Annotated in this window: 14 protein-coding genes; 6 read left to right on the top strand and 8 right to left on the bottom strand. The window is 72.3% G+C overall.

Annotated features, from left to right (window positions below):
• Nucleotides 1–243: 243 nt before the first annotated feature.
• Nucleotides 244–1,071 carry an SGNH/GDSL hydrolase family protein gene (locus ACFY8O_RS15485; RefSeq protein WP_145805824.1) on the top strand — a complete coding sequence of 276 codons (828 nt, stop codon included), beginning with the start codon at nt 244–246 and terminating at the stop codon, nt 1,069–1,071.
• Between the two features lie 4 nt (nt 1,072–1,075).
• Here ACFY8O_RS15485 and ACFY8O_RS15480 read toward each other — a convergent pair whose 3' ends face one another.
• The 6 genes from ACFY8O_RS15480 to ACFY8O_RS15455 are packed head-to-tail and all read right to left on the bottom strand — an operon-like array spanning nt 1,076 to nt 7,369.
• Nucleotides 1,076–2,074 (bottom strand): STM4011 family radical SAM protein, encoded by a 999-nt coding sequence (locus ACFY8O_RS15480; RefSeq protein ID WP_387902301.1) that lies wholly within the window; start codon nt 2,072–2,074, stop codon nt 1,076–1,078.
• Between the two features lie 10 nt (nt 2,075–2,084).
• On the bottom strand, nt 2,085–3,464 hold the full coding sequence (locus ACFY8O_RS15475) for an STM4012 family radical SAM protein (RefSeq protein WP_387902298.1): 1,380 nt from the start codon (nt 3,462–3,464) through the stop codon (nt 2,085–2,087).
• Nucleotides 3,461–4,273: an STM4013/SEN3800 family hydrolase gene (locus ACFY8O_RS15470; protein ID WP_145805818.1), complete on the bottom strand. Its 813-nt coding sequence runs from the start codon at nt 4,271–4,273 to the stop codon at nt 3,461–3,463. The genes ACFY8O_RS15475 and ACFY8O_RS15470 overlap by 4 nt, the downstream gene beginning before the upstream one ends.
• A 37-nt stretch (nt 4,274–4,310) precedes the next feature.
• A complete protein-coding gene (locus ACFY8O_RS15465; RefSeq protein WP_387902295.1) occupies nt 4,311–5,456 on the bottom strand; it encodes an STM4014 family protein in 1,146 nt (381 codons plus the stop codon).
• Nucleotides 5,437–6,402, bottom strand: coding sequence for an STM4015 family protein (locus ACFY8O_RS15460; RefSeq protein WP_387902292.1), 966 nt, complete (start codon nt 6,400–6,402; stop codon nt 5,437–5,439). Before ACFY8O_RS15460 ends, ACFY8O_RS15465 begins: the two co-directional genes overlap by 20 nt.
• Nucleotides 6,403–6,409: 7 nt before the next feature.
• Nucleotides 6,410–7,369: an STM4015 family protein gene (locus ACFY8O_RS15455; protein ID WP_387902289.1), complete on the bottom strand. Its 960-nt coding sequence runs from the start codon at nt 7,367–7,369 to the stop codon at nt 6,410–6,412.
• 172 nt (nt 7,370–7,541) lie between these two features.
• On the opposite strand from ACFY8O_RS15455, the gene ACFY8O_RS15450 reads away from it, so the two are divergent.
• Both ACFY8O_RS15450 and ACFY8O_RS15445 read left to right on the top strand, forming a co-directional pair.
• Entirely contained in the window at nt 7,542–7,868 is a 327-nt protein-coding gene (locus tag ACFY8O_RS15450; protein WP_145805810.1) for a hypothetical protein, read from the top strand.
• A 76-nt stretch (nt 7,869–7,944) separates the two neighbouring features.
• Nucleotides 7,945–8,946 (top strand): DUF6745 domain-containing protein, encoded by a 1,002-nt coding sequence (locus ACFY8O_RS15445; RefSeq protein ID WP_387902287.1) that lies wholly within the window; start codon nt 7,945–7,947, stop codon nt 8,944–8,946.
• 125 nt (nt 8,947–9,071) lie between these two features.
• On the opposite strand, the gene ACFY8O_RS15440 is transcribed toward ACFY8O_RS15445, so the two are convergent.
• Entirely contained in the window at nt 9,072–9,683 is a 612-nt protein-coding gene (locus tag ACFY8O_RS15440; protein WP_387902284.1) for a TetR/AcrR family transcriptional regulator, read from the bottom strand.
• Nucleotides 9,684–9,740: 57 nt separating this feature from the next.
• Nucleotides 9,741–10,955 carry a Glu/Leu/Phe/Val dehydrogenase dimerization domain-containing protein gene (locus ACFY8O_RS15435; RefSeq protein WP_387902280.1) on the bottom strand — a complete coding sequence of 405 codons (1,215 nt, stop codon included), beginning with the start codon at nt 10,953–10,955 and terminating at the stop codon, nt 9,741–9,743.
• Nucleotides 10,956–11,117: 162 nt separating this feature from the next.
• Here ACFY8O_RS15435 and ACFY8O_RS15430 point away from each other — a divergent pair, with 162 nt between their 5' ends.
• The 3 genes from ACFY8O_RS15430 (at nt 11,118) to ACFY8O_RS15420 (ending at nt 14,659) form a co-directional block, all read left to right on the top strand.
• Nucleotides 11,118–11,558 carry a PPOX class F420-dependent oxidoreductase gene (locus ACFY8O_RS15430; RefSeq protein WP_145805806.1) on the top strand — a complete coding sequence of 147 codons (441 nt, stop codon included), beginning with the start codon at nt 11,118–11,120 and terminating at the stop codon, nt 11,556–11,558.
• Nucleotides 11,559–11,681: 123 nt separating this feature from the next.
• On the top strand, nt 11,682–12,878 hold the full coding sequence (locus ACFY8O_RS15425; protein WP_387902276.1) for an MBL fold metallo-hydrolase: 1,197 nt from the start codon (nt 11,682–11,684) through the stop codon (nt 12,876–12,878).
• A 920-nt stretch (nt 12,879–13,798) separates the two neighbouring features.
• Nucleotides 13,799–14,659 carry an NAD(P)H-binding protein gene (locus ACFY8O_RS15420; protein ID WP_387902274.1) on the top strand — a complete coding sequence of 287 codons (861 nt, stop codon included), beginning with the start codon at nt 13,799–13,801 and terminating at the stop codon, nt 14,657–14,659.
• The last annotated feature ends 232 nt before the right edge of the window (nt 14,660–14,891 follow it).

Genomic DNA, 14,891 nt, shown 5'->3' with positions numbered 1-14,891 from the left:
GCGCGGGCCCCACCGCCCCGAGCTCCGGCGGGCCCGCCCCCCCGACCGCCTCCGTGCGTGCGCCCGGGGGCCCCCGCGGGGGGGGGGGGGGGTGGGGGGGGGGGGGGGGGGGGGGCCCCCCGCCCCCCCCCCCCTCTCCTTATTCCGGCTTTACCAAAAACTGACCGGGTGGTCTTTCTCACCACCCGTCAACCCCTTATTACGGTCGCGTAGGTCACATTCGAAGGTGCAGGATAAGCGCTTGTGGCAGACGATTCGAGAAACACACAACGAGGCATCATCGGGTCGTACGCAGCGATCGGCGACAGCTTCACCGAAGGAGTCGGGGACCCAGGCCCGGACGGCGCGCTCGTCGGCTGGGCGGACCGGCTCGCGGTCCTTCTCGCGGACCGGCTTCCGGTCCCGGGCGCGGTGGTCGCCCCTGTGGACGACACGCACGGGAACTTCCGGTACGCCAATCTCGCCGTACGCGGACGCCTCCTCGACCAGATAGTCGAGGAACAGGTCCCCCGCGCCAAGGAGCTGGCACCTGATCTGGTGAGCTTCTGCGCGGGTGGCAACGACATCCTCCGTCCCGGCTCCGACCCGGACGACGTCGCGGAACGCTTCGAGCGCGCGGTCGCCGAGCTGACGCAGGTGGTCGGCACCGTCATGGTCACCACCGGCTTCGACACCCGAGGCATCCCGGTGCTCAAGCACCTGCGCGGCAAGATCGCGATGTACACCGCGCACGTCCGATCCATCGCCGACCGCTACGACTGCCCGGTCCTGGACCTCTGGTCGCTGCGGTCCGTGCAGGACCGGCGCGCCTGGGACAACGACCGCCTGCACCTCTCGCCCGAGGGGCACACCCGGGTCGCGCTGCGCGCCGCCCAGGTGCTCGGTCTCGACGTGCCGGCCGACCCGGACCAGGCGTGGCCCCCGCAGGCGCACCGAGGGACGCTGGAGGTGCGCCGGGACGACATCCAGTGGGCACGCGAATACCTCGTCCCCTGGATCGGCCGGCGGCTGCGCGGCGAGTCCTCCGGTGACCACGTGGCGGCCAAGCGCCCGGACCTCCTGCCGCTCTGACCGCTCAGCGGGTGACGAACGGCAGGGGACGCCGGCCGGCCGGGTCCGGTCCCACGAGCCCGTCCGGGGCCGGCCCTCGCGGTGTCACGAGCCCGTCCGCTGCGGATTCCTGCCTCGGGCGGGCACGCCCACCCAGCGGGCCGTCCGGCGCCGCCGGGGCCGGACGGGCGGGTATCCGCTCCAGCACGCCGCCCGCGAAGACGTCGTACAACGGCAGTGTCTCCAGGTGTACGTAGCCGATGTGGCAGTCGCACACCTCAAGGGGGCAGCCGCGCGGGCCGAGAGCCTTCCGGTAGCTGCCGTCGTAGAGATTTCCCAGCTCCGCCCTGACGAAGTGACAGCGGCGCACCGTCCCGTCCCCGTCGACCGAGACGACCGACTCGCCCGTCCGGCAGGGCAGTCCGGCGGAGCGGTGCGGAAAGCGGCTGTAGGGGAACAAGGGGTCCAGGGCGGTCCAGAGATCCGCCTCCTCGTCCGTATAGGTGTGTCCCTCGGCGGCGTTGACCCAGAGGTAGACCTCGGACGGCAGCGCCGAACGCAGTCTCCTCGCCTCCTCCAGATGCTCCGCGAGCCCGACGACGCCGACGCTGTGGCGAACCCCGAGCGCGGTCAGCTCCCGGCACCTGCCGAGGAAACGCTCGTACGGTGTCTGGCCCGGGTGATAGGTGCACCACAGGGCGACCTTGTCCCGCTCCGCCTCGGCAAGCCAGCCGGTACGGCCACTCAGGTTGGTCTGCACGGCGACCCGCTCGACGTGCGGCAGGTGCGACAGCCCGACGAGGGCGCGCCGGTACCAGGACCGCACCAGGCCCTCGCCCCACGGGGTGAACAGCACCGACAGCCGGTCACCGGTCTGCTCGGCGGCCCACGCGGTGAACCGCTCCAGGGCGGCGCGGTCGGCCCGTAGTTGCTCGCCGCTGTCCCGCCGCTTGGCGAACGGGCAGTAGGGGCAGTCGTAGTCGCACGAGGCCAGGGGCCCCCGGTAGAGAATCGTCAGGTCCACGGGCGTGCCCTCACTTCGCCTCGTACGCGGCCATCGCGGCCCGTACCTCGGGGGAGAACAGGTCAGGGCCCAGGGCGTCCGAGTGGGCCAGGCCCTCGGGGGAGAGCCGCAGCAGCGCCGGGCGGGCGGTGGCGTCGAGCCAGCCGCGCGCGTCGAACATCTCCAGCTCGGCGGGGAAGTCGTCGTACGGATCGGACCCGAAGCGCTCGCGGTACTCCGCCCTCCGCATGCCACGTGCCTGAAGCAGCGACTGCAGGAGGTGACGCCTGCGTGTCTCGTCCTCGTCCACATACCGGCCGACCTCCGCGCGCGAGAAGTCCTCGGTGGCGGTGAAGCCGTCGATGATGCCGCGGATCTCCCGCATCTCCACGGCGTAGTCGAAGGAGTAGTGCAGGGAGGAGGTGTACGAACGCGCGCCGCAGCCGAGCCCGATCATGCCGTCGGTCTGGCAGGCGTAGTCTTCGGGACCGTCGTGCGGGGCGTCCGCGCGGCGGAACATCCGCATGGAGACCTGCTCGTAGCCCTGGGCCAGCAGGTGATCGCGGCCGGCCCGGTACAGCCGCAGGCGCTGCTCGTCCCAGGCCGCGTCCGGTCCTTCCGGCGCGTCGGCCCCGGTGCCCAGCCGGCCCAGACCGGTGAGCGGGCGCACGTAGAGCGGGTAGAGGTAGAGCTCCTCGGGACGCCAGGCCAGGGCGGCGTCCAGTGAGGTGCGCCAGCTCGCCTCGGTCTGGCCCTCGATGCCGTAGATCAGATCGATGTTGAGGACCGGGATGCGGGCGTCCCGGATCCGGCCGAGGGCCGCCTCCACGTCGGACCGGTGCTGTGGGCGGACCGCCGCGCGGGCCTCGGCCTCGACGAAGCTCTGCACACCGATGCTGACGCGGGTGGTGCCCCGGTCGGCGAGCACGGCCAGCCGGTCCGCCGTGGCCGTCGACGGCGAGGTCTCCACGGAGAGGGGCACCGAGCGCAAGTCCGCGCCCATCCGCTTCTCCGCGATGTCACACAGCCGCTCCAGTTCGCCCGCGGTGAGGAAGGTGGGGGTGCCGCCCCCGAACGCGGCAGCGGCGAAGCGGACCGGCTCCTCGTCACCCAGCGCGTCCCGCACGGCGGTGGCCTGCCGGTCGAGGGCGTCGAGGTAGCGCGTCGTCAGCTCGCCGGGGGCGCCGATCCGGGTGAACAGGTTGCAGAAGCCGCAGCGGACCTCGCAGAACGGTATGTGGGCGTACAGGGAGAGAGCGTCCTTGCGCTCCGCCGCCCACAGGTCGCTCAGCAGGGGGCGCCCGGCGGGGCCGTCGCCGAGCGGACGGTAGGCGGTCTTGTGCGGGTAGGCGTAGACGTAGCTCCTGTACGGGCCGGAGCTGTGCGTGCTGCCGCGTGTGGTGCCGGTCATCGGGTGGCCCCCGGTTCGAGGAAGAAGTGGGCGTAGGGCACGGTCCAGACGGCCTCGTGTCCCAGGCGGTGGCCGGTGTAGCCGTCGTCGCCGTAGGCGGTGCCGTGGTCGGAACAGACGATGGCGAAGCACCTGCGACGGCTGCTCGCCGCCGCGAAGAGCCGCCCGATGTGCCGGTCCACGTACTCCAGGGCGGCGGCGTGGGTGGCGCGGGAATCGCCCGCGCCGGCGTCGGCGCCGGGCAGGTGGAACCAGTTCGGCTGGTGCAGTGCCGACACGTTGACGAACAGGAACAGCTTCTGTTCCGCGGGGAGACCGGCCACCACCTGCTCGGCACACGCCACCTGGGACTCGAAGGACGTGGGGGAGGCCACCCCGAACCCGGGCTCCCAGTGGCTCTCCTGGAACATGCCGGGCAGCACCGAGCCGAGCGGCGGGATGCCGTTGAAGAAGCCGACACCGCCGACACACACCGTGCGGTAGCCCACGGCGGCGAGCCCCGAGAGGAGATCGGGGGTGTCATGGACGAAGGTGCGCTCCGCGGTCGACTCGCTGCCGGCGAAGCGCGCGGCGAACAGCCTCGGGTGGGGGCCGGGAGCCGCGGGCGTCGGGAGGAAACCGGCGAAGATCGCCTGGTGGGAGGCGTAGGTGAAGCTGCCGGGCGCATGGCGCTTCTCCCAGACGCCGCCGGGCAGATGCCGGACCAGATTCGGCAGGCGCCCGGCAGCCGCCAGTTCCTCGGCCACGTCGAACCGCAGCGTGTCCAGGGTGACGAGCAGAAGATCGTCGCTGCCCACGACGGCGTTCATGTCGGGGTCCGGTGTCCTCGTCCGGTGGGACGGTGGTTCAGGGTGCTTCGGTGACACGGTCGTTCCTTGCTCGGTCCAGTACGGCGGCGATCTGCGCGCCGTAGGTGTCCATGCCCTCCGCGCCGCTGCCCGGCAGGCCTGTCAGCCGCGGCAGGAGGTCCCCGAAGGCGTTGACCTCGCCGACCGCGAAACGCCGCCAGCCGGTCGAGGGGAGCAGATCGACGCCCACGCACAGCGTGTCGGGGAAACACGCCGCGGCCTGCTCGCACACGGCCAGGGCGGCGCTCCAGCCAGTGCCCGCCGCCTCCACGGCGGCACGCACCTGGTTCAGGTCACCGCGTGCTCCGCCCAGATGCAGATTGGTCATCGGGGACCGGCTGGTCCGCACGACCGCGTGCGTCGCCCGCCCGGCCACCACCACGACCCGCAGGTCGGCGACACGACCGTCCTGGGAGGCCTTGGGCAGCCAGCGCTCGACATGCAGCCCGTCCGGGGCCAGGGCGTCGACCAGCGTCGCCACCTCGTGCTCCGTCGTACACCGGCGCACCCGGAGCGAGTTGAACAGGCGGCCCGCCTCGTCACGCTCCACGGAGGTGGTGGCCCGCACCCTGCCCCGGCCGGCCGTCTCCAGAGCGATCACCCCGGATGCGGACGAGCCGTGCGCGGGCTTCACGAACACCCTCGGCATGCGATGCTCCGCCATCAGCCGCCGCAGGTCCGCCCAGCCGCGCACGGGAGCCCCGGCGGGGCCGGACGTGGGGGAGTCGGGCACCGGCACCCCGGCGGACTCCAGCACTCCGTGGCAGAGCCGCTTGTCGAAGAGCACCGCGATGTCCTCGGGGTCGTCCAGCAGCACCGCGCCCGCCGCCGTGGCAGCGCTCGCGACGCCCCGGACGGCCGAGGTGAAGCGGGCGTACCAGCGCGCCGAACCCTCCACCCGCGTCGGGTCGTCGGTTCCGCGCAGCAGGCGGTCCACCTCGGGGTCCTCGCCCGGCGAGTCGATGCGCACCGTCTCCCCGGCGTGGAAGCCCGCCTCCCCCCGCAGCACGTCCAGCCAGGACACCGGGCGGGCTGCGGGGAGCCCGGCGGCGCGCACGGCTGCCTGGAAGAGGCCTACCCTGCGGTTGCCGGGGATACCGACCACCGCGAGGCGCGGCGGCGTGCTACTCGCTGACGGCGACATAGCGCGCCTCGTCGTCCCCGGTGCCCCGGTCCTCCGCCTCGTCCAGATCCACCCGGACACCCGCCTGTTCGCACAGATCCCGGATGCGGGAGACGAGGGGGGCGGAGACGTAGTGGTGGCGCAGATCCAGTGCGGACAGATGGGTCAGCGGCTGCCCCTCGACGAGGGCCTGCGCGCCCGCGTCCCCGAGGGTCCCGAGGGAGAGCGCGAGCGAATCCAGCCGGGCGACCACCGGGGCGGAGGCGACGGCTGCGGCGATCTCGTCCTGGATCTCGCTGTTCTGCAGCCCGAGATGGCGCAGACTCGGCAGCCCGGCGCCGGACAGCACGGGTGCAAGATCCGGGACCGTGGCGTCACCGCCGTACCAGCTGACGCCGAACCAGAGCTCCAGATGTTCGAGAGCCGGCAGATCGGACGCGCCCACCGCGCGGACGAAGTGGGCCGGCAGCCCACCGGACTCGACCCGGAGCGTGGTGAGCGCCTCGTGCCGGACCGGACGCAGCCGGAGATGCTCCTCGGGCTCCATGTAACCGCAGCCGCGTACCGCCAGTTCCTCCAGCGACGGGAGCGCTTCCAGCACCGGGGTGATGTCGCACATCTCCAGCCAGGAGATCTGGCACTCCTCGCTGTCCACGTCGCCGAGGAACACCGCGCGCAGTGCCGGGAAGCGGTGCGCGTCCGAGGCGATCGCCTCGACCACCGGCGTGAAGGGGACGTAGTCCTCGTCCCACCAGGGGCCGATCAGCAGAGCGCGCACCTGGCCGGGGTCGACCGTCGAGAGGAAGCGCCGCCAGGCCTCCTCGAACTCCAGCTCGTCCGCCATGCAGTCCAGCCGCCAGGCCACGGTGCCGGTGGCGGGCAGCGCGCCGGCCCCCGAGGCCTCGGACAGGGGCAGGGTGTGGACCGGCAAGCCGTGGAAGGTTCCGGGGTGGGTGACGTCGATCATCGCCTCATCACTCCGCGACCGCGGTGTAGCGGCCCTCGGCACCGCGGTTGTCCCACGGCTCGCAGCGCCCGGACAGATCCACCGACACACCGTGCGGCTCCAGCGCCTCGGCCACCCGGCGCTCCATCGGGGCGCTCAGGAAGTGGTGGTGCAGATCGAGCGTCGTGAGATGGATGAGCGGCTGCCCCTCGAGCAGCGCGGCAGCGCCCTCGTCGCCCAGCGTGCCGTTCGACAGGTCGAGCGTGCGCAGCTGCGCGACGACCGGTGCCGCGCCGATCGCGACCGCGATCTCGTTCTGCAACTCGCTGTTGCGCAGGCCGAGGTGGCGGAGCCCGGGGAAGCGCGTCCCGGCGAGCAGGGGCGCCAGATCCGGCAGGGTCACGTCACCGCCGTACGCGGAGACGCCGAGCCAGAGGTCCAGACGCTCCAGGGCGGGAAGCTCGCTGTCCAGCACACCGCGCAGAGCGCCCGCGGGGAGCCCGCCGCTCTCGATGGTGAGCGCCCGGAGCGCCGCGTGCCTGACGGGCGGGAACTCCAGGCCGCTGCCGCCTCGCACACCGAGATGGGTCAAGCCGGGGAAGGCGGCGAGCAGAGTCGTGACGTCCGACTGCTCGATCCAGGAGATCTCCGCTTCCTCCCCCACCAGGTCGCCGACGAACACCGCCTTCAGGGCGGTCAGCCGGTCCGCGGCGGCTATGACGAGACCGAGAGGATAGGAGGAATTCTCCTCGTACGTCTCGCCCCACTGCCCGATGATCAGGGCCTCGACCCCTGACGGGTCGACGGCGTCGAGGAAGGCGCCGAACTTCGCCTCCCAGGTCACGTCCTCCTCGTCGGGGTCGTACGGGTCGACGCTGATGCGCCAGGCCGCGGCATCGGCCGCTGGACGGGCCGCCCCGTCGGTCTCGCGCTGGAAATCGACGGCCGGAAGGCCGAGCAACTCGTGCAGACGGTCCGCGTCGGACATGGCACTGAGCTCCTGATACTGGGGACGACTGATGTCCGCAAGGTGTATCAAGTGCCACTGACAACGGCGCTACCGGGCCCGGCCCGTGCCGCCGGCGGCCGATTGTCAGACCCCCCTCGTAGCGTCTCTTCCGTGGCCGGCACGAGGGTGCCGGGACGGAGGGGAGAGGTCTGTGTACCGGCAGGGTGACGTATTGATCGTGGCGACGGAGGAGTCGGCTGTGCCCGCTCACCTGCTCGACGCACCGGGCGAACCGCGCGACGGGCGGGGGCGGCTCGTCCTCGCGCTGGGCGAGGTCACCGGACACGCGCATGCCGTGCAGGGGCCGGGACGCCTCCTGCGGGAGGCGGGCCCGTTCGGCCCCATGCTGCTCCATCTCCCGGAGGGCGGACGCGTGGTGCACGAGGAGCACGCGGCGATAGCCCTGCCCACGGGCTGGTTCCGCGTCGTGCGCCAGCGGGAGTACGCGCCGGGTGCGGTCAGGATCGTCGCCGACTGACACCTTCGCGGTGGACAGGGGCGGGCGCCCGGGCGATGTGCGGCAGGAAAACAGGAACAGGGGACGGGGAACACCGATGCAGTACGTGAACGTGTGGCGGAGAGTGGCGGCGGCGACGGGCAGGGCGGACCGGGGCGCGGCGGAGGCCGGGGTGCGGCTCGCCTACCGCAGTGCGGGGCTCGCCGAGCCGGAGCGCATCATCTGGGCGGACTCGCCGAAGGCGGCCGTCGAAGCCGTGGAGAAGCTGGTCGGCGCCGGGCGGTCGGTCCGTGAGGAGGTCCGCACCCGCCCCTGGGCGCAGGAGCGGCGCCGGATGTACGACGAACTGGGCCCGGCGGGCTGGTCGTCGCTGTGGTCCGCGACGGGCGCCCAGTTGTGGGAGACCACGGCGGGGCTCGCCGAGCGGATACGGACGGGCATCGTGGCCGAGCTCGCCACGCGTCCCGAGGACGAGGCGGACATACGGCTGGTGCTGCTCGACGCGGTCCTGGGACAGCACGACGCGGCGTGGCTCGCCGCCTTCGACGGACGGGGCGACCGGCTGACAGGGCTGGCGGAGGTCGCGAGGAACGCCGGCTGGTGGTGGCCGTACGAGCATGCCGTGGTCATCAGCGAACGTCCCGCCGTCCTCCACCGCGACGAGGCGGGACGGCTCGACCGGGGCGACGGCCCCGCGCTGGCCTACCCCGACGGCTTCGCCCTGTACGCATGGCGAGGGATGCCCGTGCCGGTCGAATTCCTGGACGGGCTGGCCGGTCTGACGGCCGACCGGATCCGTGCCGAGGAGAACGCGGAGCTGCGCCGCGTGATGCTGGAGTACTACGGCTACGACCGCTATCTCGCCGAATCGGGCGCCGAACCGGTGCACCGCGACGAGACGGGCATCCTCTGGCGCATCGCGATGGAGGGGGACGAGGACGTCGTGATGGTCGAGGTCGTCAACTCCACCCCGGAGCCGGACGGCACCCACCGCACGTACTGGTTGCGCGTCCCGCCCAGGACGAGGACGGCGAAGGAGGGAGTCGCGTGGACCTTCGGGCTCGACGGAGAGGTCTACGCCCCGGTGCGCCAGACCTGACCGGTGCCGCGACCACCTGCGGTAGGTCGGCGCGCCCCGGAGGTACGCGCCCGGACCGCTGGGGGTGCGGGCTCAGACGGCAGGGTCCGTCTGTGCGCGGTCGCTGGGCCGCCCCCTGCTTCCGCTCAGGCGGTCAGAACCGCGTGGTCGATGCCGAGTTCGCGGGCGAGCGCCTCTTCGGCCCACTGCAGCATCGTGGCCCGGGAGAGCGGGCCCGCGTACGACGTCATCTGGACCGCCAGGCCGTCCAGGAGCGCGGTGAGGCGCCAGGCCACGGACATCGGGTCGTCGCAGTGGAATTCGCCGCCCGCGGCGCCCTCCTCGATGACCTCGGCCAGCTCCGCCTTCCACTGCTGATCCAGATCACCCGCCACCTCCCGCAGCGTCGGATCACGCAGCGAGGACGCCCAGCCCTCGATCCACAGGCGCCAGCCCTTGGCCTGGCCCGTCGGTGCGTACCAGCGAACGGCGGCACGCAGCCGCCGTACGGCGCTCGTGCGGCGGGTCAGCAGCCTGCGCAGGTGGGCGAGGTCGGCCTCGGCCGCGTAGGCGAACGCGGCGGCCACCAACTTCTCCTTGGACGAGAAGTGATAGAGCACCAGCGCGTTGCTGACCCCGAGGACGGAGGCGACGTCGGCGATCCGCACGGCGGCGACGCCGCGCACCTCGATCTGTTCGACGGCAGCGCGCAGGAGTTCCTCACGACGCTCCGCCACGCTCAGCCGCACTCTCGCCACGGGCTCACCCTAGCCAACGTCCCCCGCCGGCCCTCGGGCCGCCCGGTGCCGAGAGGGTCAGCGGTACCAGCCGAACCGCTCCGCCATCACCGGCAGCCGCTCCGCGGCCAGCGCGTGGGCCGCCTCCCGAGGGGTGCTGCCGTCCGCCTCCGCGCGCTCCAGGACCCGGCCGACCAGGACGCGCATCGAGCGGCGGGTGTGTCCGAACGCCTCTTCCGCGTCGGCGCCGACGTCCCCGAACAGAGTCCACCACCACCAGGCGTTCGTACCGGAGTTCACGACCACGTCGGGGAGCACCGTGATCCCCCGAGCGGTGAGCAGAGCCTCCGCCTCCGGCAGCACGGGCATGTTGGCCGCCTCGACCACCCAGCGTGCCCTGATCGACGCCTGGTTCGACGCGTCGACGGCGTAGGACACGGCGGCGGGAACGAGCACGTCGGCGTCGGCGGCGAGCCATGCGTCGGCCGGCAGCTCCTGGTCCGCTTCGCGCAGCACCCCACGGTCCACCGTCCCGTACGCGTCCCGCGCGGCCAGCAGGGCCTCGACGTCCAGCCCTGCCGGATTGGCGATCGTGCCCTTGACGTCGGCGACCGCGACCACGGTGAGGCCCGCCCGGGAGAGGAAGCGTGCCGTCGCCCCGCCCATGGTGCCGAGACCTTGGAGCGAGACCCGGGCGTCGCGGTGGTCCGTGCCGGCCCGGTCCAGTGCGACGAGCGCTGCTTCCGCCACTCCGCACCCGCCGACAAGCTCGTCGAGGCCGATCCCGTCCACCGTGAGGGCGAACGCGTCCGCCAGCCGCCCGCGGGCCGCCGCCTCGTCGTGCAGCAGCGGGTAGACCGCCTGGATCGTGGAGACCAGCCCGGCCTCCGCCGCCGCACGGTCCACCAGGTCCTGGCTGAGACCGAGGTCCTCGCCCGTGGTCCAGACGTTCTCCACGTACGGACGCACCGCCCGGAGGAAGCGCACCAGGACCCCGTACGCCTCCGGGGCGCGAGGATCGCAGTCGATTCCGCCCTTCGCGCCGCCGAGCGGGATGTAGCGCGCGCCGGCGTCGTCGGCGTCGAAGTGCAGAGCTTCCTTCATGCTCATGCCACGGGCGAGCCCGGTCACCTCGGCGAGGGTGCAGCCCTCCCGCATGCGCAGCCCTCCGCTCGACACACCCCGTACGAGCCGGTCGACGACCAGATATCCCCTGGTACCGGTGATGTGGTCGGTCCAGGTCAGTGAGACCAGCGGGGCGGGAGAGGGGTCGGTCATCGGAATGGCGGCCATCAGGGGGGGCTCCTGGATCTCCGGGGTCTCGCGGACGGGCGTACTGAACAGCCGGTCAGTATCTGAAGACGGTGCCGCGCCTGTCAACGTGGCCTTGGCCGATACGCGACCCTCGTACCCCGGGAGCGGAATCCTCCGGCGGGCAGGGACGTTGGAGTTGGCATGACGGACTTCGAACCCGAGCGTGCGGCGCTGCTCCAGCTCTTCGGTGAGCACGACGGCGGGGTGCTGGTCACGCTCAAGCGCGACGGCAGGCCCCAGCTGTCGAACGTGAACCACGCCTACTACCCCGCCGAAGGGGTGATCCGGGTCTCCATCACCGAGGGCCGGGCCAAGACCCGTAACCTGCGTCGCGACCCCCGCGCGAGCTACCACGTGACCAGTGACGACCGCTGGGCCTGGTCCGTCGCCGACGCCACGGCCGAGCTCACGCCGCCCGCCGAGGACCCGCACGACGCGACGGTCGAGCAGTTGATCACGCTCTATCGCGACGTCCGGGGCGAGCATCCGGACTGGGACGACTACCGCCGGGCCATGGTCCAGGACCGCAGGGTGGTGCTGACCCTCCGGATCGAGCATGTGTACGGGCAGCCGCGTGCCTGACCTCGCGGAGCCAGGACGGAGGCTCCGGGGGAGTGCGCGGGCGTCCGCCGTTCACCTGCGAGCCCTCGCTCCGCCGGACCTCCCGGACATAATGAGACGACACCGACTCCCTCAGGAGATGCCGTGACCGGCGCCGACAGCCAGCCCTCGCTCCGCACGCGACTCCGCTCCCTGCGTCCCGACGCCTTCGGGGCGGATCCCGCCGGCGAGCGGATGGAGCGCATCCGCCGATCGCCCAACTTCGCCGACGGAGTGTTCCAGAACCCCTCGGGCGCCCGGACCAGGCCGTCGGGTTCCATGATCGAATTCGCCAAGGGGTACTTCCGCAAGGAGGAGCGCACCCGCAGATCCCCGCTCGGTACGGTTCCGGTGCACGCCACGACGCTGGCGGACCTCTCCGCGCCGCCCGCGACGGGGCTGCGCCTGACCTGGATGGGTCACTCCAGCGTGCTCGCCGAGATCGACGGCAGCAGGGTGCTCTTCGACCCGGTCTGGGGGGAGCGCTGTTCCCCCTTCGCGTTCGCGGGACCCAAACGGCTCCACCCCGTCCCCCTGTCGCTCGCCGCGCTCGGCCCTGTCGACGTCATCGTGATCTCGCACGATCACTACGACCATCTGGACCTCCCCACGATCAGGAGCCTGGTGGGGACGGACACGGTCTTCGCGGTGCCGCTGGGCGTCGGCGCCCACCTGGAGCGCTGGGGAGTGCCCCTGGCCCGCATCCACGAGCTCGACTGGAACGAGACCGTGCAGGTCGCGGGCGTCAGCCTGACCGCGACGCCCGCGCGGCACTTCTGCGGTCGAGGGCTGCGCAACCAGCAGCACACCCTCTGGGCGTCCTGGGTCGCCGCCGGCCCTGAGCACCGCGTCTACCACAGCGGCGACACCGGCTATTTCTCCGGCTTCCAGGACATCGGGGCGGAGCACGGGCCCTTCGACGCGACGATGATCCAGGTCGGCGCCTATGCGGAGTTCTGGCCCGACATCCACATGACGCCTGCCGAGGGCATGCGAGCGCATCTGGACCTCCAGGGCGGCCGGCCGCACGGTGCGCTGATGCCGATCCACTGGGGCACCTTCAACCTCGCCCCGCATCCGTGGTCGGAGCCCGGTGAGTGGATGAAGGACGCCGGGGAGGAGGCGGGACAGCCGGTGGCGTTCCCCCGTCCGGGCGAGCCGTTCGAGCCGGCAGGAGAGCTGCCCTCGGAAGCTTGGTGGCGAGCGGTGTCGGCGCCGATCGCGCACCCGTGGCGTCGCCCGGTCGCTGCGGACGCGGCATCGGTGCAGCGTGAAGAGGTCGACCTCGCGGGCGAGCGCTGACAGGGGGCGGGCGCTGACAGAGGGCGATCGCCTCCCGCGCCGCTCGCCCGGGTGCCGTGGGGCCCTGCCGCGCGAGGACCCGGACCGTTCGTGCACGGCGGTGGACGGGTCTCCGGAGGGGGACGTCGGCGGGCGCTGTGGTGGCTTCCGCGCGCGGCTCCCCGCGTATACGGCCTGTTTCGCACGGCCCGACACCCCTGTGCACAGCCGTCCGGGGCCCCGAACGAGGGGTGCGGGGCCCCGAACGGGGTGCGCCGAGCTCTCCAGGAGTGGTAATCGCCCCGCCGCCCTCGGCCGGGGTCCAGCTGAGGGGTGACGAGAGTGGTCCACGCGGTGCTGCGCCTGCTCCGGTGCTGTGACCGCAGGGCTTCGCCGGGTCGGTCGGCGTGGCGGTTGGAGATGCGGTGACGTCCGTTCCGACCGCTGGAGACGCGGCGGCCGTGCGCGCGGGCTGACCGGCCAGGAGGGGCCGCGGCTGCATCAGATCGTGCGGCGGGGCAGACCAACGTGGTGCGCCGTCGCGCGCGATGCTGCTGACGATCTCGACGCAGCTGAGTCCACGAGGCGTCCCGCTGAGGAGAGTTGAATCCATTCGCTCGGTCGAACCACCATCGCCGGCCCGCAGCTTCCGGTGCCGTGAGCGGCAGCACCACCCGGCGGGACGCCACCGGATCCGCAGCAGGACGGGCATCCGCCGGGGCGGACTCCCACTCACCCCGGGGACCCGCACACAGCCCGGTGAACCTGATGCGGTCACAGCACTCGCAGAGCGGTGGTTGCCGTCGAGACTCAGGATCGTGGGGGTCGGAAAAGGCTTTGACGCGCGGCTCGCTGTTCCTCGATGGTGAGCCGGACGTCCGGACCGAGCGGTCACGAACCGCCGTGCCGGCGACGGCTGCACCACGGTGAGGGAGTTGTAAATGATTGTTGTGTCGGCCGCTTCGGGGGCTTTCGGGCGCCTGGTCATCGACCAGCTGCTGGCCCGGTGCCCCGCTGATCGCATCGTTGCCGCGGTGCGCAATCCCGAAGGGGTCGCGGATCTCGCCGCTCGCGGGGTCCGTGTCCGCCTCGGTGACTACGACGACCCGGCAACGCTGCGCACCGCGTTCAAGGGAACCGACCGGCTGCTGTTGATCTCCTCTCCGGAGCTGGAACCCTCCCGCCGCGCCGGCCAGCACCAGGCCGCCATCGACGCGGCCCGCACCGCCGGTGTCGGGGCGATCGTCTACACCAGTTTCCTGGGTGCCGATACTCAGGCCCACGGTGTCACCGCAGCTCATCACGCCACCGAGCGCGCCCTGTCCGCCAGCGGACTTCCCCACACGCTGGTGCGCCACCCGTACTACAGCGAGGCATTCCTCAACGCGGGTCTGCGCGCCGCCGTCACCTCGGGTGAACTGGCCAGCGGCACCGGCGGGCGTGGCATCAATACCGTTTTCCGCAGCGAACTCGCCGAGGCCGCCGCCCGTGTTCTCACCGAGGACCGCCACCTCGGCCGCGGTTACGACTTCACCGGCAGTCTGTGGACCTATCACCAGCTCGCGCACGCCCTCAGTCGTATCTCCGGCAGGCCCGTCGTCCACCGAGACCGGAACGGCCGCGCGCCCGGTGCCCAGGGCTGGCTCGAGGACCAGGTTCGGGCCGGCGCACTGGAGCGACAGACCGACGATCTCGAGCAGGTCCTCGGTCACCCACCCGCCACCCTCGACCAGGCCGTCACCGAGATCCTCACCCCATCCACCCCATCAGCCCCATCCGCCGCCAAGCCTGCCGCGGATTGACGTTCCGGCCCTGCGCGATGCTGTTGCAGGGGAGCAGGAGTGGCGCATGTACATCTCCCGCGACCGGCGAACGCGGCTCGAAGGCGTCACGTCGGACATCCGGACGCCGTGAGCCCACTCGGCGGGCATCTGGCGCAACGCGAATCCGACCGGCACTCCGTTCCCGCGTGCGGCGGCCACCCCTCCCGGGACCGCTTCGTCCGGGACGTCTCTCCACTGCGTGGCCAGAGGG

The organism is Streptomyces argenteolus, from assembly GCF_042902585.1.
Lineage (GTDB): Bacteria > Actinomycetota > Actinomycetes > Streptomycetales > Streptomycetaceae > Streptomyces > Streptomyces argenteolus.
The sequence above is the reverse complement of the archived record's forward strand: the minus strand, read 5'-3'. Positions and strand labels throughout refer to the sequence as shown.

What these genes read in the sequence shown, in the direction of transcription:
- ACFY8O_RS15475 (WP_387902298.1), bottom strand. Translation starts at nt 3,464, where the DNA reads ATGACCGGCACCACACGCGGCAGCACGCACAGCTCCGGCCCGTACAGG.
- ACFY8O_RS15470 (WP_145805818.1), bottom strand. Translation starts at nt 4,273, where the DNA reads ATGAACGCCGTCGTGGGCAGCGACGATCTTCTGCTCGTCACCCTGGAC.
- ACFY8O_RS15465 (WP_387902295.1), bottom strand. Translation starts at nt 5,456, where the DNA reads ATGTCGCCGTCAGCGAGTAGCACGCCGCCGCGCCTCGCGGTGGTCGGT.
- ACFY8O_RS15460 (WP_387902292.1), bottom strand. Translation starts at nt 6,402, where the DNA reads ATGATCGACGTCACCCACCCCGGAACCTTCCACGGCTTGCCGGTCCAC.
- ACFY8O_RS15455 (WP_387902289.1), bottom strand. Translation starts at nt 7,369, where the DNA reads ATGTCCGACGCGGACCGTCTGCACGAGTTGCTCGGCCTTCCGGCCGTC.
- ACFY8O_RS15445 (WP_387902287.1), top strand. Translation starts at nt 7,945, where the DNA reads ATGCAGTACGTGAACGTGTGGCGGAGAGTGGCGGCGGCGACGGGCAGG.
- ACFY8O_RS15435 (WP_387902280.1), bottom strand. Translation starts at nt 10,955, where the DNA reads ATGGCCGCCATTCCGATGACCGACCCCTCTCCCGCCCCGCTGGTCTCA.
- ACFY8O_RS15430 (WP_145805806.1), top strand. Translation starts at nt 11,118, where the DNA reads ATGACGGACTTCGAACCCGAGCGTGCGGCGCTGCTCCAGCTCTTCGGT.
- ACFY8O_RS15420 (WP_387902274.1), top strand. Translation starts at nt 13,799, where the DNA reads ATGATTGTTGTGTCGGCCGCTTCGGGGGCTTTCGGGCGCCTGGTCATC.